Genomic DNA, 24,430 nt, shown 5'->3' on the forward strand with positions numbered 1-24,430 from the left:
GGCGCGGCGGCGCAGAGCGGCGGCTCGTGGCGGCGACGGATACCGCTTGCCTGCCAGTGCCAAGCGATCCGCCGCGGACAGCCCTGTTGCGCGGCGGCGGGTTCTTCGGAGAGCGGCGCGGACACACCGGTCTGGGCCCGTTCGGCGTTTCCTGTGGTGCTGTGCTGCGGTGCTCTGCCTCATCGTCACGGCGGTGGCCGGCATGGGGGGTGCATCCGCTGCCGGGCTGGCTGGGACGCCGGGAGTTTTCACAGCTGATGAGTGCCATCTGGAGAAGAGCGGCGGCAGGGGCGGCGGCGAGAGGACTTCGTGTTCGGGCGTGTTCGTCTCTCACGACGGGAGCCTCGTCGACCGGGGGGCGCGAATAGCCTGGCCCGGTGGCCGGGCTGGGGCACATACACAGGTCAGGACGATGCTGCTGCTCGGCGGATACCAGAGAGAGCGGCGTCGATGTGGCATGGACGGCCTTTATTGGCACCGTCATGGGGCTACTGTCGGTCGGATGCGCGTTCGCCGGTCTGTCCCGCGCGACGCAGGACCGTCTTGCCATCCGGCTGCCCGGCCCTGCGTTCGCGGCCTATGTCGACTGGAGGTCCTGATGCAGCGGCCGACCGCCCGGACCTGTTGACGCAGCGCGTCGAGCGCTTGGTCCCGGCTGGCGGGACCACAGTTCGACCAGTCCGTGAGGCGCGGCAGCCTGCCGCACCTCACGGCCGCTCCCGGTGGTTGGCCGTTGCTGCTGGCCACCCTCGAATAGTCCAGAGCACAGCCAGCCCACTTCCAGCGGGCCGCCCCGGCGGCCGGTGACCTGCGTTTTCCTCATCCAACCGCCTGTCAGGGGGACACATGGGGGAATCGGTCGTTCGTCGGGGCCTGTCAGGCGCCCTCGAACCGCCACCCCGAGAAGCCGGCCAGTGCTCGCGCCCTGGCTTCCACCACGGCCATCCGTGCCTCCCGCTCCCCCTCGTGAACGTGCGCGGCGTGACTGGTCGACTGCCCCGGCCACTTCCGGTAGAGGAGGCCCACTTCCGCGTGGAACCAACCGCGGCTGACCGCGTTCAGGGCAAGCAGTAGCCCTGTGTCTTCCGACGCGGGCAGAGCCATCCAACCGCCCAGAGCGAGCAGCAGATCACGCCGCATGCAGAGCGTTGCCGGGTGGACTTGCGCCCGGTAGTCGTGAGCCTTCCAGTGGTCCAGCACGGCGCCCGTTTCGATCGGGCCCGCGGGCGGGTCCTGGTCGAAGCCCACGGTGCTGCCATCGGGCAGCAGATCGAGCACCCGCGACGTGGTCCACCCGATCTCGCCACCCGCAAGGGCGGCGATGTCCCGGGCCAGAGTGCCCGGGGTCAGCATGTCGTCCGCGTCCAGCACCTTCACGTACTCGCCGCGCGCTCGGGACAGGCCCATGGTCCGGGCCATGGCCGCACGGCCAGCGCGGCCCTGCCCGAAGCTCACTCGGTCGTCTTCAGGCACGTACGGCGCTACAGCGTCCGTCTCGCCGTCTTCCTGGATGACCCACTGCCATTCCCACCCGTTCGGTAGTTCCTGCTCGGTGAGCGACTTGTAGGCCGCGGGCAGGTGCTCCGCTGCGGGTGCGTGAACGGCGGTAATGACCGTGACGATATGGACCACGGCTCACCACCTGTCCAGCGGAGTCGTGAACTCCAGCTCGGTTCGGTCCCCGGGCAACGTCACGTCGGCTACCTCCACTACCCGCCCACCGGTGTCAACACATGTCTTCCGAAGGACCATGACAGCTACACCCGCCGTCAGGCCCAGGTCTTCGGACTCTTCGAACGTGGGCGGGCGGGCCGTGATCCGCTCAACTACACGGTCCACCTCGATGCCGATGCTGTGAAGCTGGTTCAGAGTGCCCCCGGGCCACGGCTCGTTGGTCGCATCGAGCAAAGCCGGGTTGGCTGCGGCCACGTCGTAGAGAAGCCGGGAACGCGAGACGTTGAACGGTGCCTCTTCCTCCCGGTACCGAGTGCGGTACACGCGTTCCAGCAGGCGCGTGCCGACCGGTACGCCGAAGGCTTTGGCGAGATCCTCATCAGCCGCCGTCTCGCTGAACTCGGCACTGAAGACGAGGTCAGAGACGGCCAAGCCTGTGTCGCGCTCCGTGGCGCCGGTCTGCTGGCGCTCGTCCAGCGACTGCCGCGCCCGGTCCTTCTCCCACTGGTGACGCTCGTTGGTCCGAGTCACCAACCTGCGCGGCTTGCGGACCACGTTGCCGCGCCCGTGCAGCTTCTCGATGAGCCCTTCCGCCTGCAACACGCCGAGCGCCTGGCGCACGGTCGGCAGGCTCTTGCGGTACTGGTCCACAAGCTTTGTTTCGGCGGGCAGACGCTCGCCCGGCTTGAGTTCACCTGCGCGGATGCGCTGCCGCAGATCGTCGGCGATGCGCTCGTACGCCTTGGCCATGTGGTGTTCACCGTCCCTGTCTGGTGGGCCCTCTCAGCATAAGTCCTCAAGAGGTGTTGACGACTCCCGGGGAGTCCGCCATAGTCTTCCCAACTCCTAAAGAGGAGTTGAGGACAGGGAGTCGTGCGTCGCTTCCTGCCCTGTTCTGTCTTGCACGTAAAGGGCCCCTTCGGGGGTCATGAGGCCCCGCGTCTGCGGGGGCGAGGGACCCGGACCCCTTGGCAGTTCGGAGGGCTTAGACCGAAAGGTCACGTCTCCATACGCCTGAAACGGGAGCTCGCGTTCCCGAAGGAGACATCAGTACGACCACCGCCTACCGCGGCGCTTCCTGCGCCGCGGCCGGTTGCCTCCGCTGCTCGTCTCGTACGAGCAGCGCTGAGGGGAGCCGGATGTTCCGACCCCAACGGCGAGCGCCCCCGGTGCGGGAACACCGGGGGCGCGGTTCGGGCCGTTGCCACCTGCAAGGGAGTACACGACCCAATGACTCACATCGTTACTGTTCAGGACGCTGTTACCGCGTTCACCGACTGGATCGAGCCGACGGCCGCGGAACTGGACGCGATCGAGCAGGAGATGCCCGTCGTCCTGGCGGACGTCGACCTGATCGACGCGCAGATCATCACCCTGGACCGCACGCCGACCGAGCTGGACACCCAGCGCATCCGCCGCGCCCGCCGCCGCCTGCTCGCCGCGCGCCGGGAGCTGGCCAACCGCTCCGCCGGCGCGAGCGTGCCGGGCGGTGCTGCATGAGCACGCTCACCGCACAGATGTCGAGTGACGGCGGGCCGTGGCGCCTGTACGTCGCTCTGCTCGGAGCAGCCGAGTGGCCCACCTTCCGGTGGGAACGGTCCGGCCCGGTGCCCACCATGGCGGAACGCCGTGCGGTGCTGGCTGCGCTCGGCTACGACGTGGCGCCCGGTGCGGAGTGGTCGTGGGTGGAGGACAGCCGCGACCCCGACGACGACCGCACGCCGGTCGTCCTGATCGCCGCCGTCGCCGTCCGTCCGCGAGAGGCGGTGGCGGCATGAACCGGACGGGCAAGGTTCTGTTGGTGGCCGCGCTGGTCGTGGTCGTCGCCATGGCGTTCCGCGTGTCATGGAACGCGCTGCGGGACATCGCCGGCGCCGTCGGCGCGGATGGCACGGCCGCGATGCTGTACCCATTCGTGGTCGACGGCCTGATGGCGCTCGCCCTGGTCGCCACCCTCGTTCTGGTCGACCGTGACCGGACGTTCGCGCTGCGGGTGCTGGGCACCTACACCGCCGCCTCCCTGGTCCTGAACTACGTGCACGGCCTGGTCCCCGAGCTGCACGGCCGCGGGGTCGACTGGGGCCGACTGGCCGATTGGGACCCGGCGAACTGGGCGCTCGTGCTGCTAGCCACCTCGCTTCCGGTCGGGTCGATCTACTTCGGATCGGACCTGGTCGCCAAGGTGCTACACCACCGCCCCGCCCCGATTCCCGCACCGGTCGCGAATGCGGAGGAATCCACCGAGACCGAGATGATTCGGTCTACGGCTGACCAGCCGGAATCGACCCTGGCCCCGGTTATGGCGTCAGTGGTGCGCGTACCCGATCCGGTGCCGGTCGACCTGGGGAAGTCGGCTCTGCCGCTCAAGCCGCTCGCGCAGATCGACCCTGTTTCGGTCCGGTCGATTACCCCGCGTCCGGTGGCCGCTGAGTCGACCCGATCGCGCCGCGCCACGGGCCGTGTCCCGGCGGCTGCAAGGTCGACCCGTCCGAAGCGGACGCCGGATCAGTTGCTCGCTGAAGCGCGTGCGGCAACGGCCGGTTGGCCGGACGGGAGGGTGACCGCCGAAGGCATCCGCCGGGCGGTGCGTACCTCGCCGGCGAACGCGCGGATGTTGCGGGACACGCTCCTTGCGGAGCGGGCCGCCGGTGCGGGGGTGAGCGCGTGAGTACCGCGGGACTTGCGATCGCGGCGGCGGTGCTGGGCCTGTCGTGGGGTGTCCACACGGTGTGGATGGTGCGCCGTCTGCACTGTGCCCGGCGGGACCCTCTGACCGGGTTGTGGACGCGGGACGGTTTCACCCGTCGGGCCCGCCGCCTGCTGCGCGACCGTCGGGCGGTCGTCGTCCTGGCGGATGTCGACCGCTTCAAGCAGGTCAACGACACGTTCGGCCACGCCGCCGGTGACGCCCTGCTCGCCGCCACCGCCGCCCGGCTGGGCCACGGCGTGGGCCGGGGCGGGGTGGCGGGACGGCTGGGCGGTGACGAGTTCGCCGCCGTGTTCGTCGACCGCGACGGCAGCGCCCGGGAACGGCTCGACATCCTCGCCCGCGTCCTGGCTCGTCCGGCTGACGACCTCCCCAAGGTGCACACCACGGTGTCGCTGGGCTGGGTCCGCCGCGCCGACCACCCGGGCGAGGATCTGTCCGGGCTGCTGCGCCGCGCGGATGAGGCGATGTACGCCGCGAAACGCTCGCCGTCCCGGGTGCGCCGGGCCCGGTGGGGCCGGCTGTTGGCATCTGTTGCCGGTCGGCGGCCCGGTCGCCGTGGTGCCGCGTGAGCGCCCTGCCTGTCTACCGGTGGCGCCTGGCGCCGGACGGCTACGCCACCCGCCGACAGCTCCGGGCCCGCGGACTGCGGCCCGGCGGTCAGGACGTGGCCGCTCAGCTCGAACGGCCCCGGCGCCGCCGGCCGCCGCTGGTCGCCCACCTCTACCGCATCGATGCCGCCAAGCCCGTCCGGCCGATGACGCCGGCGAAATGGGCGGCCCTGGCCAAGGCCAACGCCGCCCGCCGCACCTGCCCCGAGTGCCGACGGGATGCCGGATACGTCATCCCTACCTCGCTCGGGGTGTGCGGGACCTGCGCCTATCCCGAGGAACAGCGCGCCGCCTGAACTGCACGTTTTCTGCCGCGGGGTCCGTCCGCCCACCTGCCACAGCGTCGGCCGGACCCCGCCTTTCCTCCCCGATTCGGAAGGGACTCTCAGTGAAGCACCCCGACGACGACAACGAACTCTTCAACCGCCTGGAAGCGGAGATGGCCGCCGACTCCCGCCCCGACCCCGGGGCGGACGTGGTCGACCTCGACAAGGCACGGTCGGCCCGCACCGGGTCGGCCGACCCGACCACCCGACCCGCCGCCGACGCGTCGGCCGATCCGACCACCCCCGTCATGGTCGACCAGCCCACCCCGGCCGCGGCCGGTCCCGGCTACCTGGGTCGGCTCGCCGGCGCCCGGCGCCGCGCGGTCGTCCCGGCCTGGATGCGCTCCGTCTCGGAGCTGCGTACGGCGTCGGCGTGGGTGGCCCGCCACTACGCCCACACGATCGGCTACCACGCGCTGCGCGCTCCGGCCTACGCCGCCCGGCTCGCCCTGCAGGCACCGACCGGTGCCGCGCGGTTCGTCGGCGGCATGATGCGGTGGATGGCCGACCGCGAGGGCGAACCGGTCCGGCTCGCCGCCGTGCGCCGCGAGGACGCCGCCGAGTACCTGAAGCTGTCCCGGCAGCGGGACGGACGGGTCCGGCTGCGCACCCTCGTCGCGGTACTGGGCCTGTTCACCGGCCTGGCCACGGCACTCGCCCTGTACGTGCTCGCCCCGACCTGGCTTCAGGTCGTCTCGGTGAGCGCGGTCGTCATGGCGTTGGGCTACACGGGCCGGAAGGCGGACGCCCCGGTCATCCACCGGGCGGTGGAACTGCCCAAGGCAACCAAGCTCACCAGCGACATCGTCCTGCGCGCCCTCGGGGCGCTGGGCATTCCGGCGATCAACCAGGCGCAGGGCAAGGGGCGGGACGGGTTCGAGTTCACCGCTCCCATCACCCGCGACGGCCCCGGCTGGCGCGCGGAAGGAAACCTCCCCTACGGCGTGACCGTCACGGACATCATCGAGCGCCGGGAACGCCTGGCGTCCGGGCTGCGCCGGCCGCTGGGGTGCGTGTGGCCCGAAGCGGTGCCGGACGAACACACCGGGCACCTGGTGCTGTGGGTCGGGGATCAGGACATGTCCCGCGCCGCACAGCCGGCGTGGCCGCTGCTCAAGTCGGGTTCGGTCGACTTGTTCAAGCCGGTCGCCTACGGCACCGACCAGCGCGGACGCTGGACCGAGGTGACGCTGATGTACATCGCCGGCGTCATCGGGGCCATCCCCCGCATGGGCAAGACGTTCCTGCTGCGGCTGCTGCTGCTCATCGCCGCGTTGGACCCGCGGGCGGAGCTGCACAGCTACGACATGAAGGGCACCGGCGACCTGGACCCGGTCGGCAACGCGGTGGGCTACCGGCACGCCGCCGGCGACGACGACGAGGCCATCGGGTACGCCCTGGACGACTTCCGCGCCCTGCGCGAGGAACTGCGCCGCCGTACCAAGGCCATCCGCTCGCTGCCGCGGGACATCTGTCCGGAGTCGAAGGTGACCAGCGCCCTTGCCGACAAGCGCTCGCTCGGCCTGCACCCGATCGTGGTCGGCGTCGACGAGTGCCAGGTGCTGTTCGAGCACGGCGACCACGGCAAGGAGTTCGAGGAGATCATCACCGACCTGGTCAAGCGCGGCCCGGCCACCGGCATCGTGGTGCTGCTGGCCACGCAGCGCCCGGATGCGAAGTCGCTGCCCACCGGCATCAGCGCGAATGCCTCCGCTCGCTGGTGTCTGAAGGTGATGGGCCAGCTGGAGAACGACATGGTGCTCGGCACGTCCGCCTACAAGCGTGGCGTGCGCGCGACCATGTTTGCCTGGGGCGACAAGGGCATCCACTACTTCGTGGGCGAGGGCTCCGACGCCCGCATCGTCCGCTCCGTCTACGTGGACGCCGGCGGCGCCGACGCGATCGCCGCCCGCGCCCGCCGCGCCCGCGAGAAGGCCGGACTGCTCGCCGGGCACGCGCTCGGGGAGGCACCCGAGCCGAGCGTGGCCGCCTACGACCTGCTCGCCGACATCCTCGCCGTCGTCCCCGCCAAGGAAGCCAAGGTCTGGTCCGAGACGGTCGTCGCCCGGCTCGCCGACCTGCGCCCGGAGGTCTACGACGGCTGGGACCCCGACGCCCTCGCCGCCGCGCTCAAGCCGCACGGCGTGAGCACCATCCAGGTGGGCCGCCGGACGGGCGGCAAGGTGGTCAACCGGCGCGGCATCGACCGCTCCCACATCGTGGCCGCGATTGCGGAGCGTGACGGAAAGCGGGACGCGGGCTGAGGCTCCGGGGCCGCTAACGATAGCGGCACACCCCGCTAACGTTAGCGGCCCCGCTAGCGCCCCACACCCGTTCTGATCAGGCCGCTAGCGGATAGCGGCCCACCTGCGGAAACCCTGGAAAACCGCCTGAGAGGGCCCCCGATGACCCCCATCCTCGCTGCTATCGCCTGCCTGCTTGCCGTCACGCTCGGTTACGGCGGGCTGTGTGCCATCTCGCCGTTCGGCGACTGTCGTAAGTGCCGTGGCATGGGCCACGCGCTCAAGACCGACCGCAAGGGACGCACGAAGCGCGGCAAGGACTGCCGCCGCTGCCGCGCCACCGGCAAGCGCATCCGTGTCGGCCGCTGGCTCTACAACCGGTGGGCCCGCATCTACCGCGCCGGCACCGCCGACTGACCCCCGAAGGAGGCACGCGCCCGTGGCCGTGACCATCTCACTCGCCCTGCTCTTCGGCGCCCTGCTCGCCCTGCTGCTGCGCACCCGGGCGCTCGGGGCCGGCTCCGCGTTCGTCGCCGTGATGTTCGGCTTCTACCTCGCCTCCACCGGCGCCGCCGACACCGTCAACTCCCTGATGAGCGCCGTCATCATCGCGCTCCCCAGCCCGTGAGGAGCACCGCCGTGAACGAACCGACCCTGCCCGCACCCCTCGCGCAATCGCTCGACACCGCCCCGGTGGTGCCGGTCGAGCCGTACGCGCCGGCCCCGGCCGCGGTCAAACTGGCCGCAGAGCGCGGGCCGGTGGTGTGGGTGCCCGACGCCTACGGGCGCATGGTCCCCATGCCCAAGCACCTCGCCCCGCCCCCGATGGTCCGCCCCGAGCCGCGCGACCTCACCCCGCTGCCCCTGCTGGACCCCCTCGCCCAGCGCTTGGTGGGCGCCGGCATCGGCGGCGGCGCCCTCGCGGCCGGCGTCGGCTACGGCATCGGCGAGGCCATCAACGCGCTCGCCGGACTCGGCTCCGGCGCCCTGGTCTGGATCGCGCTCGCCGTACTCGCCTGGCGCACCCCCGCCCGCGCCATGACCGGCGCGCGCGGCAGCACCGTCCACATCCGCAAAGCCGTCATCAAGCGCAGCCACTTCAACGGCTGAACACCCCGACAGGAGACCCGTGTTCGAGATCCGCATCATCTGCGACCCGAACGACACCAACCGGATCACCGCCGCACTCAACGGCGCGTTCACCGCCGGCGCCGTACGCACCTACCCCACCCGCGACGGTCAGCGCACCCGCCTGTACGTCACCGCCGACCACCGCCCCGAGCCGCGGCCCACCCCGGACCGCTAGCTACGCCAAGGGCGACCCCCTCACGCCAATGAATCGGGGCCGCCCTTGTCACCCAGCACTGCCAAGAGAACTGGAGATCTCCAGCATGACCCATGACGACCGTTCCGCGCTGCTGTCCGCAGCGCTGGACGCCGCCGCCCGCGGCTGGCACGTCTTCCCCCTACGCCCGGGTACGAAGCGGCCCGCACTGCACGGAGAGGCCGCCTGCACCCGTACCGGCCCTTGCGCGAGCGGGCACCGCAAGTGGGAGCAGCGCGCGACCACCGACCCGGACCGTATCCGCGCCGCCTGGTCGCAGGCGCCGTTCAACGTCGGCATCGCCACCGGCCCCTCCCGGCTCGTGGTGGTCGACCTGGACACGCCAGAGCACAAGGGCAGTTCGGACGCGCCTTGCGGCGCGGCGACCTTCAAGGCGCTCTGCGAGCGCGCCGGACACGCCGTCCCCACCACCTACCGCACCCGGACCGCAAGCGGCGGACAACACCTGTACTTCACCGCCCCCAACGGCATCCGCCTGACCAACACCGCCGGGACCGTTGCGGATTCGGTGGACACCCGCGCGTGGGGCGGCTACGTCGTCGCCGCGGGCAGCATCACCCCCGCCGGACCGTACGAAGCGCTGTGCGGCTCTGAGACGGCCGTACTGCCCGCGTGGCTGCAAAGCATCCTGCAACCCGCGCCCGCGCGCCCCGTGGGCCCGCTCAGGCTCCCCGCGGTGGACGGAAGCCGCGCGGCTCTGGCCGCGCTGGAAGCCGAATGCGCGGTCGTTGCTGCGGCCCCGGACGGGCTGCGCAACGTCACGCTCAACCGGTGCGCCTTCAAGGTGGGGCGCTTCGTCGCGTGGGGCGACCTCCCCCGGCACGTGGCAGAGGACGCCTTCCAAGCGGCTGGGGAGGCCCGGGGACTCACCGCCGCCGAGTGCCGCGCCACGATCCGCAGCGCCCTGGATAGCTCCCTGCGCACCGCCCGGCCCCGGGAGGCGGCATGACCACCCCGCCCCGCCCCCGCTTGGAAGGCCAACCCCCCACCGCCACCGGCCCACGCGCCGCCCAACCGGCCGCGCTCCCGACGGCTGTAGGCGAGCCGACAGGCGCCGCCCGTCAGGGCGTCCCTTCTGCTCTTCGCCCTGACCCGCACCCGGGCGACGGCCACACCGCCCACCGCGACACCTGCCCCCTGCGCAACCCCCAGGAAGGAAGGGCCGCCGCATGACCCCCACCATCGACGGGGCCGCGCTGCTGGACGAGGTGGAAGCCTTCCACCGGCGCTTCAACGTCTTCCCCACCGAGGCCGCGTTCGTCGCGGTCGCCCTGTGGGACGCGCACGCGCACCTGTTGGACTGCTTCGACTCCACGCCCCGGCTCGCGTTTCTCTCCCCCGAGCCGGGGTCCGGGAAGTCGCGGGCGCTGGAGATCGTGGAAACCCTCGTGCCACACCCGATGACGGCTGTCAACGCCTCCGCCGCCGCCCTGTTCCGGGCGGTGTCCGGGGCCGACGGCCGGCCGACGATCCTGTTCGACGAGATCGACACCATCTTTGGGCCCAAGGCGGGGGACAACGAGGAGTTGCGCGGGTTCCTCAACGCCGGCCACCGGCGCTCCGGGGTCACCTACCGGTGCATCGGCGACGGCGGCAACCAGACCGTGCAAGCCTTCCCGTCGTACTGCGCGGTCGCGGTCGCCGGACTCGGCTCGCTGCCGGACACGATCCTGACCCGCTCCGTCGTCATCCGCATGCGCCGCCGCGCCCGCAACGAGCGTGTGGAGCCGTTCCGGGCCCGCATCCACGAGGCCGAGGGGCACAAGCTGCGCGACCGGCTCGCGCAGTGGGCCGAACACGCCCGCGCCTCCATCGTCGGGGCGTGGCCGGAGATGCCCGACGGAGTCACTGACCGGCCGGCCGACGTGTGGGAACCCCTGCTCGCCGTCGCCGACGCGGCCGGCGGCCACTGGCCGCGCCGGGCGCGTGAAGCGTGCGTGACGCTGGTCAAGGCATCCCAGACCACCGACAAGCACAGTCTCGGTATCCGGCTGCTGACCGATCTGCGCGACCACGTGCTCATCGGCATGGACCGCGTGCCCACCATCGCCATCCTGGACCGGCTCAACGCCCTCGATGACGCGCCGTGGGCGGACCTGGACGGCCGGCCGCTCGACCACCGCCGCCTGTCCCGGATGCTCGCCGAGTACATGACGGCCGACAACGAGCCGATCCGCTCCCGCAACATCCGCACCGCCGGCGGAGTCCTCAAGGGCTTCGTGACCGCCGACCTGGAAGACGCGTGGGCCCGCTACTGCCCGCCCCCTCCCCAGGAAGCCGCTACATCCGCTACGCCGCTACAGCCCAGCTCAGAGCCGGTGAATCTGTAGCGGCACCGAAGCCTGTAGCGGCTACGCCCGCCACCCCGTAGCGCGTGCGTAGCCGCTACACGCCACCCCTCCGCTACAAAAAACCACCCGCTGACCTGCGATGTAGCGCTGTAGCGGATGTAGCGGACTTCTGAGACGGCCCCGGAACGCCTCACCCCGAAAAGGAGTCACCGCCTTGGCTGGCACCAAGATGCTCAAGCTCCCCGAAGTGCTCGAAGAGATCGAGATGAGCCGCGCCGCTTTCTACCGCATGCGCGCCCGCGGCAAGGCCCCAAGGCTCATCAAGCTGCCCAACGGGCAGATCCGCTGCCGCCGCAGCGACCTGGACGACTGGTGGGCGTCCATGGAAGAAACCGCCGCCTGACCACGTCGAACACGATAACCGAGAGGGCCCGCCGTTTGGCGGGCCCTCTTCTGGAGTACGCATGGCACTGACCTACGACATTCGCGTCTACTCGATCGAGGTGCGGAGAGACCGTCCGAAGCCCTACCGCGTGCGGTGGCTTGTCGGCGAGCGGAAGCACTCGAAGAGCTACACGCTGAAAGTTCAAGCCGACGGCCGCCGTTCAGAAATCATGTCTGCCGTCCGGCGCGGTGAGCAGTTCGACGAGGACACCGGCCTTCCCGTCTCTGAGCTGCGGGCTAAGCAAGGTTCCATCACGTGGTACGACCACACCCGCGCCTACATCGACCGCAAGTGGGCCAGCGCGCCGGCGAAGTCTCGGAAGAACTACGCCGACGCGTTGGCCACGATCACGCCCGCTCTCGTGAAGACGAAGGCGGGGATGCCGGACGCGGCGCTACTGCGGCGTGCGCTGTACGGGTGGGCGTACAACCGCAACCGGTGGGATCAGACGCCGCCTGACGATATCGCCCAAGCTCTCCGCTGGGTGGCCAAGCACTCCATGCCCGTCTCAGCACTGGAGGACCCTGCGGCGGTGCGTCTGGCTCTGGACGCCTTGGCCCTGAAGATGGACGGGAAGACGGCCGCGCCGCGCACCGCCAAGCGGAAGCGTGCCTGTCTGAGCGACGTCTTGGGGCTCGCCGTGGAAGAGCAGTACTTCGCCATTCCGGTCAATCCCCTCACCGCGGTGAAGTGGGCCGCCCCGAAAGCCGTGGAAGAGGTCGACCCCGAAAGCGTCGCCAATCCACGGCAGGTGCGAGCCCTGTTGGCTGGGGTGCGAGAGCAAGGCCCCCGCGGGCAGCACCTCGAAGCATTCTTCGGGTGCCTGTACTACGCGGCCATGCGGCCAGCGGAAGCCGCTGCGCTCCGCTCCGCTCAGTGCCACCTGCCTGACAAGGGGTGGGGAGTCCTCACCTTGCGTCAGGGAATCGTCCGCGCCGGGCGGAACTGGACGGATGACGGGACGGCCCACGAAACCCGCCATCTCAAGGCACGGGCCGTGAAGGACTCGCGCCCGGTGCCCATCCCGCCCCACTTCGTGCGAATGCTCCGGCAGCACCTCGCAACGCACGGCACGGCGCCCGATGGCCGGCTCTTTCGAACGAGCCGCGGCGGTCTCCTACAGGAGACCGGATACGGGGAGGTGTGGGCCAAGGCTCGCGAGAACGTGCTGACTGAGACTGAGACCGCTTCCCTACTGGCCCGGCGTCCCTATGATCTCCGTCACGCTGGGGTGTCCTTCTGGCTCAGCTCGGGAGTGGACGCGATGGAATGCGCCCGCCGCGCCGGCCACAGCATCGCGGTACTGCACAGGGTGTACGCCAAGGTCTTGGACCAGACCCGCGAACGGGCCAACAGCCGGATCGATGCGGCGCTACGGGAGTGGAACGAGCCCGAGTGACCGCGTCTCCCCCGGGGGACACCTGGGGGACACGCCCTGATCAGAGGTGGGATCCGGGCGACACAGAGTGAGACACGCCGCCCGGATCCGATGCTGAATCGAACAGCGGCCAAGAGCGAAGAGACCCCCTCTGATCTGCCGCATAGGCTGATCAGAGGGGGTCTTTTTCAGTGTGGCGGCGCCAGGATTCGAACCTGGGAAGGCTGAGCCGGCAGATTTACAGTCTGCTCCCTTTGGCCGCTCGGGCACACCGCCGGGTGGTGCTGCCCGTTCGAACCGTCTTTCGGCGGTGCTCCCTGGCAACGACGTAAACAATACCCGATGCGGAGGGGTGCTTCGCCACCTGATTGATCGGCACCGCGGGGACGGGGGATGACTAGGCTGGTGCGGATGCGGCCCGCGGCTCGATGGGTGGGCCCGGCGGCCTCCCCACGCCCGCCGACACGCATCCGACACGCACCTCGATACAAGGAGCCACAGGACATGGCCGACTCCAGTTTCGACATCGTCTCGAAGGTCGAGCGGCAGGAGGTCGACAACGCCCTCAACCAGGCCGCCAAGGAGATCTCGCAGCGCTACGACTTCAAGGGCGTGGGTGCCTCGATCTCGTGGTCCGGTGAAAAGATCCTCATGGAGGCGAACTCCGAGGACCGGGTGAAGGCGGTCCTCGACGTCTTCCAGTCCAAGCTGATCAAGCGCGGCATCTCGCTGAAGGCCCTGGACGCGGGCGAGCCGCAGCTGTCCGGCAAGGAGTACAAGCTCTTCGCGTCGATCAAGGAGGGAATCTCCCAGGAGAACGCGAAGAAGGTGGCCAAGCTGATCCGCGACGAGGGCCCCAAGGGCGTGAAGGCCCAGGTCCAGGGTGAAGAGCTGCGCGTCAGCTCCAAGAGCCGCGACGACCTGCAGGCTGTGATCACCCTGCTCAAGGGTCAGGACTTCGACTTCGCGCTGCAGTTCGTGAACTACCGGTGACCCGAGCGGCTGACCTGCACTAACCGGAAACGGACTCTGCCGGAGGGCACAACGCGGGCACATCGCCGAGGACCGCCTCAACGGCCGCCCGCGTTGTGTCCTCGTCGTCCGGCCACAGATGGGTGTAGATGTCGAGCGTGATCGACGGCTTCGAGTGGCCGAGGCGCCGCTGAACCGTCTTCACGCTCTCCCGGTTCTTGATCAGCGCCGAGGCGTAGAAGTGCCGCAGGTCGTGCATGCTCGCTCCCTCCGGCACCCGCACGGGCGCGGGCTCCTGGCCCTTCGGCCGGCCGCGCTGCACCCAGGCCGCGTACGCCTCCGCGTACTCCCTGCTGAGCGCCTCGTTGGCCCGCTCCTCCATGCGCGCCCACACGTGCGACCAGCTGGCCCGCTTCAGCACCACGCCACGGTCGTTGGTCCACAGCATGCGCGCCTTCCGGCGCTTCAGCTTCCGCGGGTCCGTCCGGTCCTCGATGTCGACCACGGCCGCCGGGTACTGCTGAAGGTGGGCCGCCAGAGCGTCGACCGCAAGACCGGCCAGGGGCACGGTGCGGTAGCTCTCGTGCGTCTTCGGCTCACCCAGGTACGGCTCGGGCGTCTCGTCCTCGTCGGCGTCGACGTCCTTATCCGGGGTGATGAGCTGCTGCCGCACCTTCACCTCCCTGCGCAGGAAGTCGACGCAGTCCACCTCAAGGCCGAAGACCTCGCCCTGTCTCAGCCCTGAGGCGACGGCGAGCAGAATCATCGCCCGGTACCGGGGCGGGGCCGAGTTGATCAGGGCGTGCACCGCGTCCTTGTGCAGGGGCACGATCTCGGGTCGCCGCGCCTCCGGCAGCTTGATGCCGGCACACGGGTTGATGGCGATCGTCCGGTCGCGTACGGCCGTACCCATGATCGTGACCAGATAGGAGAACGTCACCCGGAGTGTGGACGGGGCGAGGACCTGCGCCCGGTCCTTGACCCAGGCCTGCACCTCCGAGGGCCGGATCGTCACGATCGGCCGGTCCCCGAACGTGGGCAGGATGTGCAGCCGCAGGGCCCGCTCTACACGTGAGGGTGTGCCGCCCTTGTGCACGGCGGATGTCCGCCAGCGCTCGGCGACCGCCCGGAAGCTCTCCTTGCCGGCCGCCGGGTCGACGTACAGGCCCCGGGCCAAGTCCGCTTCGATCGTGGCCGCGCGGGTGTCCGCCTGGCTCCGCTTCGCGAAGTTCTCCTTCTGCTGCTCTCCGGCCGCGTCCCGCCAACGGACCTGCCAGCGCTTCCCCTTGCCGTGGTCCTTGCTGGGGACCAGGACGCGCGTCTTGCTGGAGTGCTCCGCGCACGGTTCGGCGCCCTTCGGCGGGCGCGAGTAGTGCCACCGGTCATAGACGGTCGCCATCGGCTCCCCCTGAGTCGATCTTCTCGTACCACTCGTAGAGCCCGGTGGTTTCGTCTCGCTCGCCACGGCCGACCTCGGTCGGGGCTTCGGTGAAGAAGAGGCGCTCGCTGGCCTTCGACGAGCCGGGGAGAGGCCGGCGGCCTGTGATCCACAGCCAGGCATCGGCCGAGTTCACGGGCTCGGTTCCCTCAGGGGTGATCCGGTAAGGCTCGGAGTCCAAGGGAACCAGCAGGCCCGAAGGTGACACATCGAGGACGTGCGCCAGCGCCAGCAGCTCCTGGACGCTCACCGCCGGGCGCCGGCCGCTCTCGAAGTTGGCCACGACCGACCGGTTCCATGGAACCCCCAGGGCAGCCAAGCGGTCGCCCAGCTCGGCACCACTCCAACCATTCCGGCCTCGCAGTTCCTTGACCCGTGCGCGAAGGGCGTCCATGACGCCCTTGATCTCCTCCGGCGGTGTGCTCACGAGACACAGACTCCCACAGCTAGACATCAGTGGCAAGCTCTGTCACACTGTGCAGCAGACAGCAATGATGTCTGTGAAGCACAAGGAGTGCTCGTGAGTCGCACTGTCCGCACCCAGAGCGCCACGGTCGCCCGTCGGCCGCTCGCCACCCCGCAGGAGATCGCCGAGTACTGCGGCGTCCCGCTCGGGACCGTCTACCAGTGGTCCTCCCGCGGGGGCGGCCCGAAGCTCATCAAAGTCGGTCGGCATCTCCGCGCCCGCTGGGACGACATCGAGCGCTGGCTCGACGCCCAGACGATCGCCGCATGAGAACGGCCCCCAGCAGGGGGCGCGGTGTTGGCGCACCGCGTGATCCCGCGCTGAGGGCCCAACGCCCATCCATGACGAAGCCCCGGCCTGCTTGGCGGCTGTACCGGGGCGACGTCTTCTCACCTCATGAAGGAGGACGTATGTCCACCACTGTTGCACACTCCGCCGAGATTGTTCCCGCCGTCCCGCTCCTGGAGCAGCTCGCCGACGCGGACGCCCGCCCCCGGATGCCTGGGCTGGCCGGCCTCGCCGCCCTCGTCCCGGCCGCGGTCGAGACCACCCGCGAGCGTGCCGAGCAGCTGCCGCCCGTCGACCCGGGGTTCGCCGCCGAGTTCCCGACCCTCGCCGCGATCATCGCCGAGACGGACGGCCGCGAGCTCCCCCAGTCCGCCGAGGACCGCGCCTTCCTCGCCGCCGTCGACGCGATCGAGGCCGCGTTCGCCGCCTCCGGCGACACCGAGGGCACGTGGCTCGCCCTGCGGTCCGCGGTCAACCTGCAGGCCGGCCGGGACGCCATCACCGGCGAGAAGTGACGACGCGCCGCACGTGACCTACCGCACCGCCCCGGGAGCCCCCAGCCGCGCGCTGGGGGCCTCCCGGGCGTCCGCAAGGGAGATCTGCCAGCCATGAGCACCAATGGCCTTGTCTGGGCCGTGAACCACGCCGCGTGGTGCAAGAACGCGGGTGAGTTTGCCGTGCTCGTGGCGATCGCCAACTACGTGGACAAGGACATGAAGGGCTGCCGCGCGACTCACGGAACCCTGGCCGACACGGCACGCTGCAACAAGCGGACCGTCGGCACCCACGTACGGAGCCTCGCGGACCGCAAGGTGATCGTCCCGGGCGATGCTGCGCTCGTCTCGCACATCAGGCAGGACATCCGGCCGGACGTGTGGGACTTCAACGGTGGGCTCCCCGAACAGCCGGACGACTTGACGACCGGCAAAATTTGCCAGCCGCGACAGGAAGAATCTTCCGGCCGCGACAGGCAAAAAACGGCAGAGCGACCGGCAAATTTCGACACGACGACCGGCAAAAATCAGCAGGACGACCGGCAAGATTTGCCGACAGAACCAGGTAGTGAACCAGGCAGTGAACCTGGTCAGGAACCAGGTACGTCGTCGGCGGAGCCGCCGACCGCGCAAACGATCGTCGGCGAGTGGCTGGAGCGCTGCCAGAAGCGCCCGCCGTCCTCCGTCATCGGCCAGGTCTCGAAGCACATCAAGACGCTCCTCGCCGAAGGCATCGCCCCCGACGACATCCGCCGCGGAATCGCCACCTGGATGGCCAAGGGCCTCCACCCGTCGACGCTCGCCAGCGTCGTCAACGAGGTCATGAACGCCCCCAGCGCCAAGGCGCAGCGGCCCAGCGGCCACACGCCCTACCAGGCGCCCACAGACCACTCCGTGTACCAGAACGGATTCTTCTGATGCCCGAGCCCACCACGCTGGCCGAGAACCAGCCGAAGATCATGGCCCGCCTTCAGGAGGTCCTCGCCGCCCGCGGCCTCGACCTCCCCGCCGGCCCCATCGACGACGCCCCGACTCCCGACGAGCCGGGCCACCCCGAGTACCACCGCCGCCAGCGCATCACCGTCGCCCTCAGCCGCTGGGAAACCGCCACCCCCTACCGCTACCAGCAAGCCACCGCCACCCACCCCCAGGTGACCGCCTGGGCCGACCGCGTCGTCGCCGACCCCCGCACCGCCGGGATCCTCCTCCTCACCGGCCCCTTCGGCACCGGCAAGACGCACCAGGCGTACGGCGCCCTCCACCGCATCGCGCAGGCCGGGGTGAAGCGCTTCGAGATGGTCGCCATGACCTCGCCCGACATGTACGGGCTGCTGCGCCCTGGCGGCAGCGAGCACGGCGTGGAACACGAGATCAAGCGCCTCGGCAAGATCCCGCTCCTCCTGATCGACGACCTCGGCACCGAGAAGATCAGCGAGTTCACCGAGGAAGCCACGTACCGGCTCCTGAACGAGCGCTACAACGAGTGCCGTCCGCTGATCATCACGACCAACCTGCCCGCCCGCGCCGACGGCCAGGTCGACCTCGTCGACAAGCTCGGTGAACGCATCGTCAGCCGCCTCGCGCAGATCGCGACCATCGTCCCCATCGAGGGCGCCGACCGCCGCCGGGACTACCGGTGACGGACAACTGCCCCCGCTGCCTCACCAGCACCGAACCTCAGGACCCGGCAGGCGAGCCCCAGCGCTACGTCTGCCGGGCCTGCGGCCACGGCTGGACCACCAGCCGCAACGAAGCCGCCTGGGCCCCGCCAGCGGACGCGTACGCCACCTACGACGACCCCGACGCCTGGGAAGCCGAAGACCCCCACACCGAGCCCTGGTGGCACGGCTGGACCGAGAACAACGCAGCCACTCCCGACCCCACCGACGCGGAGATCATCGCCCACATCCTCGCCCGCGAGAGCACCACCACCTACACCGTCGAACGCGCTGACGACCCCACCAACTAGTAACCGCGCCCCCGGTTACCTCCGGGTTTGAAGCCCATCGCGCGGACATGTACGCGCCGGTCCCTACCACCCCCACACCCTCGGAGCCCCCCCATGGCCGACCCGCTGCCGTCCCCCCAGCTCCCCCGCCGTCGCCGCGGCTACCCCAACCGCAATCTCCTCGACGCCGCAGACGCCCGCCTCCGCGCCCAACTCGCCAAGCTCGGACGCGACGACGACACCGTGGACGCGGCCGGCACCCTCGCTGCTGCCGCTGCCGCCGCCCTGGACGCCGTGCACGACCAGGCGGTGAAGGCCGAAGAGGGATCACCGCGGATGCAGGCCAAGCTGAAGGCCGCTCAACGCCGCGTGGACGCCTTGATGCGCCGTGCGGGCATCGCCGTACCCAACGCCCCGGACAAGCCTCGTGACCGCCCCTGAGTCCCGGTCCGAGGACACGCTGACGCTCCAACTGCCGCGCGCCGACGCCCGCCAGCTCGCCCGCATCCTCGCCCTGGGCCTGCTCTCCGAATCCCGCGCCGACGGTGGACGCCCGACCCCCGAGGCCGCGCGCATCCTCCGCGAGCTGCACAACGCCGCCCAGACACGCCCCGGTTTCGCCCCCGAAACCCCAACTGCCCGACCCGCCACAGTTGATCACGGGTTCGCTTCCCGCGTGTTGTGCATGGAAGAGGTCGCCGCCGTACTGGGCTGCTCAGTCCAGTACGCGCGGCGCCTCGCCCAATCCGGACGCTTGCGAGCCCAGCGCGTCGGACCGACCGGACCGTGGTTCACCACCCCCGCAGACCTCGACGCGTACCGACACGGACGTACGGAGGACACGGATGGGGTCGCAGGACCAGCACCGGCCCACCAGGGCTGAACGACTCGCTCAACGGGCCGCAGAGATCAAGCGTGCAGCCGCGGGCATCGACGACCCGGAGGCCTCGGAGGACGCCCTCCGGGAGGCCGCACGGCTCCGTGCCGAGGCCCGCGAGGCCGCCGCCCAGGAGCAGCGCGAGAAGGACGCCGCGGACGCCGACCGCATCGACGCCATCCGCGTCGCCCGCCGCGACCGCCGCACCCCCGGCGGCCTCCCCCTCCCCGGAACGGAGGACGCAGCGTGAGCACCGAGACCCCCGAGCAGGTCCTCGCCGACGCGGACGCCATCGTCCGCCAGGCCGACGCCACCCTGCAACAACTCGAAGCCCGCGTGATCGCCGACGACGACACCGTCACACCGGCCGACATCGAACAGGCCCGCGGGCACCGATACTGGGCCGGCCTCCAGCGCAAGCGGGCAGAATCCCGGGCAGCGCGTCTCCGCGCTGAAGAGGCTGAGCGCCGCCGTACGACCGCCCTGGCGGAGGCGGAACGACTCCTGGCCGAACACCCGCAAGAGGCCATCGACGCCCGCATGCAGGACGTACGCACGGCTGTCGCCGCCCTGCGGGCCGAGGTCGACGCGTACAACGAGAACGCCTCAGCAGCGTTCCGCGTCATGTCGAACGGCAACGCAGTACCCGCTTTGCCGGTGCGATCCGGCACTCCGTTCCCGCGCGTTCCGGGGCTGTCGTGGGCCTACTTCAACGGTGCCCCGATGCTGTGGCGGGACGGCGAAAACATCCTGCGGCGGGACACTGAGTGGCTCGTCCGGCAGAGCGTGCAGCAGCCGACGGAGGGCTGACCCATGGCCCTGACGGTCGGCGAGCTGAACGCGATCTTCAAGGTCGACGACCGGACCGTACGGCCGACCCTGCGCCGTGTCGAGCAGGCCATGCGGCAGACCGGCCAGCAGGTCGGCGACGACGCCGAGCGGGCCGGGCGCGAGGCCGGGGAGCAGCTCGGCCAGGGCCTGGTGCGCGGCGCCGACGGCCAATGGCGTGACCTGCGCGGCAACCTGGTCGACGCGGTCACAGCGGCGACCGCCGAAGCGGAGGCGCAGGCCCGCCGCGGTGGACAGCAGGTCGGGCAGCGATTCGAGGACGGCGTGGACGCCGGATCCCGGGACGCCGGGGACGCCATGGCCGACAGTGTCCGCCGCGGCGCTGGTGACGCCACCCGTGCCGCGCAGAGCGCCGGGGACGACGCTGGCGAAGGCTTCATGCAGCGGATGCGCAGTAGCGCTTCCTCGGGCATGGGCAACGTCGCGGGCAGCATCCGCGAGAGCCTCGCCTCGAAGCTCGCCCTGGCGTCGCTGGGCGCGGCCGCGGGCGCCGCCCTGGGCGCCGCTCTGATCGGCGGCGTCACCGAGGCCATCGACCAAGGCCGCCTCACCGGCCGCCTCCAAGCCCAGTTGGGCACAACCCCGGCCGTCGCCAAGCACTACGGCAAGATCGCCGGGGGGCTATTCAAGGGCGCCATCGTCGACAACTTCGAGGAAGGCACTAAGGTCGTGCGGTTCGCGGCGTCCGAGGGCCTCTTCCCTCCCGACGCCACGAACCGGCAGCTCGAAGCGATCAGCCGCAAGGTCGCCGACGTCGGCAAAACCTTCGACGTCGATTTTGGACAGGTCGCGCAGGCCGCGGGGGTCGCGGTCAAAACCGGGCTCGCGAAGGACTCAGCCGAGGCCCTCGACATGATCGCGAAGGGGATGGGCGGTCTCGGGGTCGCGGGAGAGGACCTCCTCGAATCGATCACCGAGTACGGCGTGCAGTTCGCGAAGGCGGGCATTTCCGGCCGTACGGCCTTCGGCCTGATGAGGCAGGCCGCCCAGGCAGGTTGGAAGGACACCGACAAGCTTGCCGACGCGATGAAAGAGCTTGAGCTGAGGATCACCGGGGGCGAGAAGGCCCAGACCGACGCCCTCACGTCGCTGGGCTTGAACGCGAGCAAGGTCGTCGACGATGTGTCGGCCGGCGGCGCCCGGGGCGAGAAGGCCATGGGCAAGGTGGTGGACGCGATCGTGAAGCTCGGGCCAAAGTCCAACACCGCGAAGAAGGCCATTCAGGACCTGTTCGGCGGCCCGGGCGAGGACCTGGGTTCAGCTCTGTTCGAGCTGAACATGGGCAAGGCTCAGACCGCGATGGGTGACACCAAGGGCGAGGCCGACAAGCTCGGTGAAGCCCTCCGGGGCAACCTCGGGGCGAAGATCACCTCTGCGAAGAACACGATGCAGCAGAACCTGGTCGACTTCCTGAACGGCCCCGTCTACGGCGCCCTGTCCGGTGCCAAGCAGCGGCTCGGTGGCCTGTGGGATGAGGCGGGGAAGGGCGGCGAGCAGGGCGTCGACCGCGTGGTGTCGTTCTTCGGGCTCCTCGGTAAGAAGCTGCTGGAGAAGGCCGGGGAGTTGGCGCCAAAGGCAATCGAAGCCATCTCCGGGCTGGGGCAGAAGGCCGCCGACTTCATCATGGCCAACCCGGTGCAGGTGCTGAAGATCGCGGCGATTGCCGGGGCGATCGTGACGGGCTTTGCCGCGCTGCCTGCGTTGATCGCGGCGGCCATCGGCGCGACCGTCAGCCTGATCGTCATCTCGTTCGTCGGCAAGCTGATCACCACCACGGTCGAGAAACTCCCGGAGTGGTGGGCGGCTTTCACCGGCTGGATCAGTGAGAAGGCGAGTCAGGCCGGGACTTTCATGGCCACGCTCGGCACGGCGCTCGGCCTGTGGTTCGCCGGCCTGTGGTCCACGTACATCGCCGGGCCTGCAGGCCGGACGTGGGATGCGTTTCTGGAAGGCGTGCGCGGGCTCCCCTCCCGGACGATCGGCGCCCTGGCGCTCCTCGGCGTGTTCCTGGCTGCGAAGGCGTCGGCGGCATGGGATCAGTTCAAGAACGCCGCAGCGACGAAGACCACCGCTTTCATCGGCTGGGTCGCGGGAATGCCTGGCCGGATCTCGGCCGGGATCGGCTCCCTGTCCAGCCTGCTGTACGACAAGGGCGTCAACGTCGTCCAGGGCCTGTGGAACGGCATCAGCGGAATGGGCGGTTGGATCCGCGACAAGCTGATCGGCTGGGCCAAGGACATGATCCCCGGGCCGATCGCGAAGGCCCTCGGCATCGCCAGCCCCTCCAAGGTCACGAAGGCTCAAGGTAAGTGGATCGCCCGCGGCCTGGTCGACGGTCTGACCGGCTCGGAGAAGCAGATCAAGGCCGCCTCGGGCAGGTTGGCGGACATCATCGCCGACGGCCTGCGACCGGGCAAGAAGCGGTCCGCGGCGCTCGCCACGGTGTCGAAGGGCACCAAGCAGCTGCTGAAGCTGGCCAGCCAGGAGCAGAAGGTAGCGGCCCGGCTGAAGGTCGCGACGAAGAGCCTGGCGGATCAGATCGCGGCGCGCGACAAGCTGGCCGCGGACGTGAAGAAGGGCGTCCTCGAGGGCGCGGACATCACCAAGCAGCAGACGGGCGGCTGGCCGCAGACGGCGGAGACGATCCTCGCCCAGCTCCGGCAGGACACGGCCGCCGCGCAGACCTTCGCGCGCAACCTCGCGCAGCTGCGGAAGAAGGGCGTGCGCTCGGACCTGATCGCGCAGATCGCTCAGGCCGGCGTCACCCAGGGCTCGTCTGCCGCGGCCGCGCTGGCGAACGCCAACAGCCAGCAGGTCAAGCAGATCAACGCGCAGCAGGCCGCGCTCGTCACCGCGGCGAACCAGGCCGGGGCGACAGCTGGCAGCGCGATGTACGGGGCCGGTATCGCTGCCGCGCAGGGCCTGGTACGGGGGCTGCAGAAGGAACAGAAGGCGATCGAGAAGCAGATGCTCGCGATCGCCAAGTCGATGTCGAAGAGCATCCGTGCGGCGCTCGGCATCAAGAGTCCGTCGCGGGTGATGGCGCTGGTGGGTCAGTACACGGCGCAGGGCCTGGTGAAGGGTGTCGAGTCGCAGCGGTCCGCCGTCAACTCGACGATGGCCTCGCTCGTGGAGACGCCGGCGCCGGGCTCGTGGGACACCGCGTCCGCCCGGGCGCGGGCGCAGGCGTCGCAGCGGGTGGTGCTGGAGCTCCGCTCGTCCGGCCGCAGCGAGGACGACTACCTGATGGAGCGGATGCGTCGCGGCATCCGGAAGAAGGGCGGCGGCGACGTCGACCTGGTGCTGGGTGGAAGGAGGAGGGGCTGATGAGGGGCAAGAAGGCGAAGGCGCAGCGGCGGGCTCGGCGCGAGCGCAACGAACGATGGCTCGCCGAGGCACGCCAGGAGGAACCGCGGCTGGTGTCAGCACTGCCCGACATGGAGCTGTGGCAGCGCGGCCGGTACACCTTCTGCGTTCCCACGTGTCACGACGACCTGCCGGACGAGCTGAAGCAAGCCGTGATGGCGCACCGTACGGCGTCGCTGGAGGGCGCCTGTCCGTCATGCGACCTGACGAACCTGGTGTCCGGCAAGGGCCTGGTGGTCACCCGGCATGAGGAGCAGTGTCCGGCGCATCCGGACCGGCTGGTGGAGCTGGGGGAACGCCTCGGGGTTGAGGTGAACCGGCGGGCGTAGAGACGGCGCGTGAAGGGGCTCGGGGTGACCCGGGCCCCTTCAGTCGTTCCCGGGGAGCGCGATCACGAACACGCCCTTCCCCTGCACGCCCTGCACCAGACCCTCAGCGGCGAGGACCTCCAACGCACTCTTGATGGTCCGCCTCGACACCGTGCCGCCGGTCTCCGCCTCCAGCTCGGCCTGGGACGGCAACCGCCGACCCACCGGGATCTCCCCGCGCCGAATGCGGTCGCGCAGCACGTTGGCCAGCTGCACGTACATCGGCGTCATGGCGTCCCGGTCCAGGTCGATCATGCTGTGACCGTAAGAGCACCACCCGGGCGGGCATAGATCTACATAGGCCGTCCGAGGACGTACCAAGACGTACCAAGTTGGCGTACAGT

Annotated in this window: 30 protein-coding genes and 1 tRNA gene; 25 read left to right on the plus strand and 6 right to left on the minus strand. The window is 70.3% G+C overall.

Annotated elements, in window-relative coordinates; all coding sequences use genetic code 11:
- Positions 1-876: 876 nt before the first annotated feature.
- Positions 877-1,632, minus strand: coding sequence for a glycosyltransferase family 2 protein (locus tag RH94_RS30250; protein ID WP_073951528.1), 756 nt, complete (start codon positions 1,630-1,632; stop codon positions 877-879).
- A 3-nt stretch (positions 1,633-1,635) separates the two neighbouring features.
- On the minus strand, positions 1,636-2,424 hold the full coding sequence (locus RH94_RS30255) for a GntR family transcriptional regulator (protein ID WP_073951529.1): 789 nt from the start codon (positions 2,422-2,424) through the stop codon (positions 1,636-1,638).
- A gap of 480 nt (positions 2,425-2,904) precedes the next feature.
- Between RH94_RS30255 and RH94_RS30260 the strand changes: the two genes are divergently transcribed.
- The 14 genes from RH94_RS30260 (at position 2,905) to RH94_RS30320 (ending at position 13,041) form a co-directional block, all read left to right on the plus strand.
- Positions 2,905-3,174: a DUF6284 family protein gene (locus RH94_RS30260; protein WP_073951530.1), complete on the plus strand. Its 270-nt coding sequence runs from the start codon at positions 2,905-2,907 to the stop codon at positions 3,172-3,174.
- Positions 3,171-3,452, plus strand: coding sequence for a DUF6303 family protein (locus tag RH94_RS30265; RefSeq protein ID WP_073951531.1), 282 nt, complete (start codon positions 3,171-3,173; stop codon positions 3,450-3,452). Before RH94_RS30260 ends, RH94_RS30265 begins: the two co-directional genes overlap by 4 nt.
- A complete protein-coding gene (locus RH94_RS30270) occupies positions 3,449-4,342 on the plus strand; it encodes a DUF2637 domain-containing protein (protein WP_073951532.1) in 894 nt (297 codons plus the stop codon). Before RH94_RS30265 ends, RH94_RS30270 begins: the two co-directional genes overlap by 4 nt.
- Positions 4,339-4,953 (plus strand): diguanylate cyclase domain-containing protein, encoded by a 615-nt coding sequence (locus RH94_RS30275; protein ID WP_073951533.1) that lies wholly within the window; start codon positions 4,339-4,341, stop codon positions 4,951-4,953. The genes RH94_RS30270 and RH94_RS30275 overlap by 4 nt, the downstream gene beginning before the upstream one ends.
- Positions 4,950-5,288, plus strand: a complete 339-nt coding sequence (locus RH94_RS30280) for an RRQRL motif-containing zinc-binding protein (protein ID WP_073951534.1) — start codon at positions 4,950-4,952, stop codon at positions 5,286-5,288. Before RH94_RS30275 ends, RH94_RS30280 begins: the two co-directional genes overlap by 4 nt.
- Positions 5,289-5,380: 92 nt before the next feature.
- Positions 5,381-7,582 carry a cell division protein FtsK gene (locus tag RH94_RS30285; RefSeq protein ID WP_199881091.1) on the plus strand — a complete coding sequence of 734 codons (2,202 nt, stop codon included), beginning with the start codon at positions 5,381-5,383 and terminating at the stop codon, positions 7,580-7,582.
- Between the two features lie 141 nt (positions 7,583-7,723).
- On the plus strand, positions 7,724-7,978 hold the full coding sequence (locus tag RH94_RS30290) for a hypothetical protein (RefSeq protein ID WP_073951535.1): 255 nt from the start codon (positions 7,724-7,726) through the stop codon (positions 7,976-7,978).
- A gap of 22 nt (positions 7,979-8,000) precedes the next feature.
- Positions 8,001-8,189: a hypothetical protein gene (locus RH94_RS30295; protein ID WP_073951536.1), complete on the plus strand. Its 189-nt coding sequence runs from the start codon at positions 8,001-8,003 to the stop codon at positions 8,187-8,189.
- Positions 8,190-8,200: 11 nt separating this feature from the next.
- On the plus strand, positions 8,201-8,671 hold the full coding sequence (locus RH94_RS30300) for a hypothetical protein (protein WP_073951537.1): 471 nt from the start codon (positions 8,201-8,203) through the stop codon (positions 8,669-8,671).
- A gap of 19 nt (positions 8,672-8,690) precedes the next feature.
- The gene (locus RH94_RS41610) at positions 8,691-8,867 is read left to right on the plus strand and encodes a hypothetical protein (protein WP_199881092.1); all 177 of its coding nucleotides are present in this window, start codon (positions 8,691-8,693) and stop codon (positions 8,865-8,867) included.
- A gap of 85 nt (positions 8,868-8,952) precedes the next feature.
- Positions 8,953-9,855, plus strand: a complete 903-nt coding sequence (locus tag RH94_RS30305) for a bifunctional DNA primase/polymerase (protein ID WP_073951538.1) — start codon at positions 8,953-8,955, stop codon at positions 9,853-9,855.
- A 220-nt stretch (positions 9,856-10,075) separates the two neighbouring features.
- Positions 10,076-11,236 carry a DUF3631 domain-containing protein gene (locus tag RH94_RS30310; RefSeq protein WP_073951539.1) on the plus strand — a complete coding sequence of 387 codons (1,161 nt, stop codon included), beginning with the start codon at positions 10,076-10,078 and terminating at the stop codon, positions 11,234-11,236.
- Positions 11,237-11,411: 175 nt separating this feature from the next.
- Positions 11,412-11,600 (plus strand): helix-turn-helix transcriptional regulator, encoded by a 189-nt coding sequence (locus RH94_RS30315; RefSeq protein WP_107428864.1) that lies wholly within the window; start codon positions 11,412-11,414, stop codon positions 11,598-11,600.
- A gap of 61 nt (positions 11,601-11,661) precedes the next feature.
- The gene (locus RH94_RS30320; protein ID WP_073951540.1) at positions 11,662-13,041 is read left to right on the plus strand and encodes a site-specific integrase; all 1,380 of its coding nucleotides are present in this window, start codon (positions 11,662-11,664) and stop codon (positions 13,039-13,041) included.
- A gap of 173 nt (positions 13,042-13,214) precedes the next feature.
- On the opposite strand, the gene RH94_RS30325 is transcribed toward RH94_RS30320, so the two are convergent.
- Positions 13,215-13,296, minus strand: a tRNA-Tyr gene (locus tag RH94_RS30325).
- A 228-nt stretch (positions 13,297-13,524) separates the two neighbouring features.
- Here RH94_RS30325 and RH94_RS30330 point away from each other — a divergent pair.
- Complete coding sequence (locus RH94_RS30330; protein WP_073951541.1) at positions 13,525-14,013, plus strand: YajQ family cyclic di-GMP-binding protein; 489 nt, start codon at positions 13,525-13,527, stop codon at positions 14,011-14,013.
- Positions 14,014-14,032: 19 nt separating this feature from the next.
- Here the strand turns inward: RH94_RS30330 and RH94_RS30335 are convergent, their stop codons facing one another.
- Together RH94_RS30335 and RH94_RS30340 are read right to left on the minus strand one after the other, a co-directional pair.
- Positions 14,033-15,391: a tyrosine-type recombinase/integrase gene (locus RH94_RS30335; protein ID WP_073951542.1), complete on the minus strand. Its 1,359-nt coding sequence runs from the start codon at positions 15,389-15,391 to the stop codon at positions 14,033-14,035.
- Positions 15,375-15,857 (minus strand): helix-turn-helix domain-containing protein, encoded by a 483-nt coding sequence (locus tag RH94_RS30340; protein ID WP_158073109.1) that lies wholly within the window; start codon positions 15,855-15,857, stop codon positions 15,375-15,377. The genes RH94_RS30335 and RH94_RS30340 overlap by 17 nt, the downstream gene beginning before the upstream one ends.
- A 93-nt stretch (positions 15,858-15,950) precedes the next feature.
- Here RH94_RS30340 and RH94_RS30345 point away from each other — a divergent pair, with 93 nt between their 5' ends.
- From RH94_RS30345 to RH94_RS30390, 10 genes are all read left to right on the plus strand, one after another.
- Complete coding sequence (locus RH94_RS30345) at positions 15,951-16,166, plus strand: helix-turn-helix transcriptional regulator (protein ID WP_234426142.1); 216 nt, start codon at positions 15,951-15,953, stop codon at positions 16,164-16,166.
- A gap of 140 nt (positions 16,167-16,306) precedes the next feature.
- Complete coding sequence (locus RH94_RS30350; protein WP_073951545.1) at positions 16,307-16,699, plus strand: hypothetical protein; 393 nt, start codon at positions 16,307-16,309, stop codon at positions 16,697-16,699.
- Positions 16,700-16,792: 93 nt separating this feature from the next.
- Entirely contained in the window at positions 16,793-17,596 is an 804-nt protein-coding gene (locus tag RH94_RS30355) for a hypothetical protein (protein ID WP_073951546.1), read from the plus strand.
- The gene (locus RH94_RS30360; RefSeq protein ID WP_073951547.1) at positions 17,596-18,318 is read left to right on the plus strand and encodes an ATP-binding protein; all 723 of its coding nucleotides are present in this window, start codon (positions 17,596-17,598) and stop codon (positions 18,316-18,318) included. The genes RH94_RS30355 and RH94_RS30360 overlap by 1 nt, the downstream gene beginning before the upstream one ends.
- A complete protein-coding gene (locus tag RH94_RS30365; RefSeq protein ID WP_073951548.1) occupies positions 18,315-18,647 on the plus strand; it encodes a zinc ribbon domain-containing protein in 333 nt (110 codons plus the stop codon). The genes RH94_RS30360 and RH94_RS30365 overlap by 4 nt, the downstream gene beginning before the upstream one ends.
- A gap of 93 nt (positions 18,648-18,740) precedes the next feature.
- On the plus strand, positions 18,741-19,067 hold the full coding sequence (locus tag RH94_RS30370; protein ID WP_073951549.1) for a hypothetical protein: 327 nt from the start codon (positions 18,741-18,743) through the stop codon (positions 19,065-19,067).
- A gap of 404 nt (positions 19,068-19,471) precedes the next feature.
- The gene (locus RH94_RS30375) at positions 19,472-19,753 is read left to right on the plus strand and encodes a hypothetical protein (protein WP_073951550.1); all 282 of its coding nucleotides are present in this window, start codon (positions 19,472-19,474) and stop codon (positions 19,751-19,753) included.
- Positions 19,750-20,313, plus strand: coding sequence for a flotillin family protein (locus RH94_RS30380; RefSeq protein WP_073951551.1), 564 nt, complete (start codon positions 19,750-19,752; stop codon positions 20,311-20,313). Before RH94_RS30375 ends, RH94_RS30380 begins: the two co-directional genes overlap by 4 nt.
- A gap of 3 nt (positions 20,314-20,316) precedes the next feature.
- Entirely contained in the window at positions 20,317-23,679 is a 3,363-nt protein-coding gene (locus RH94_RS30385) for a phage tail tape measure protein (protein ID WP_073951552.1), read from the plus strand.
- Positions 23,679-24,047 (plus strand): hypothetical protein, encoded by a 369-nt coding sequence (locus RH94_RS30390; RefSeq protein WP_073951553.1) that lies wholly within the window; start codon positions 23,679-23,681, stop codon positions 24,045-24,047. The genes RH94_RS30385 and RH94_RS30390 overlap by 1 nt, the downstream gene beginning before the upstream one ends.
- 39 nt (positions 24,048-24,086) lie before the next feature.
- Here the strand turns inward: RH94_RS30390 and RH94_RS30395 are convergent, their stop codons facing one another.
- On the minus strand, positions 24,087-24,341 hold the full coding sequence (locus tag RH94_RS30395; protein ID WP_073951554.1) for a GntR family transcriptional regulator: 255 nt from the start codon (positions 24,339-24,341) through the stop codon (positions 24,087-24,089).
- Positions 24,342-24,430: the final 89 nt, after the last annotated feature.

The sequence above is a fragment of the Streptomyces kebangsaanensis genome (genome assembly GCF_001906585.1).
Lineage (GTDB): Bacteria > Actinomycetota > Actinomycetes > Streptomycetales > Streptomycetaceae > Streptomyces > Streptomyces kebangsaanensis.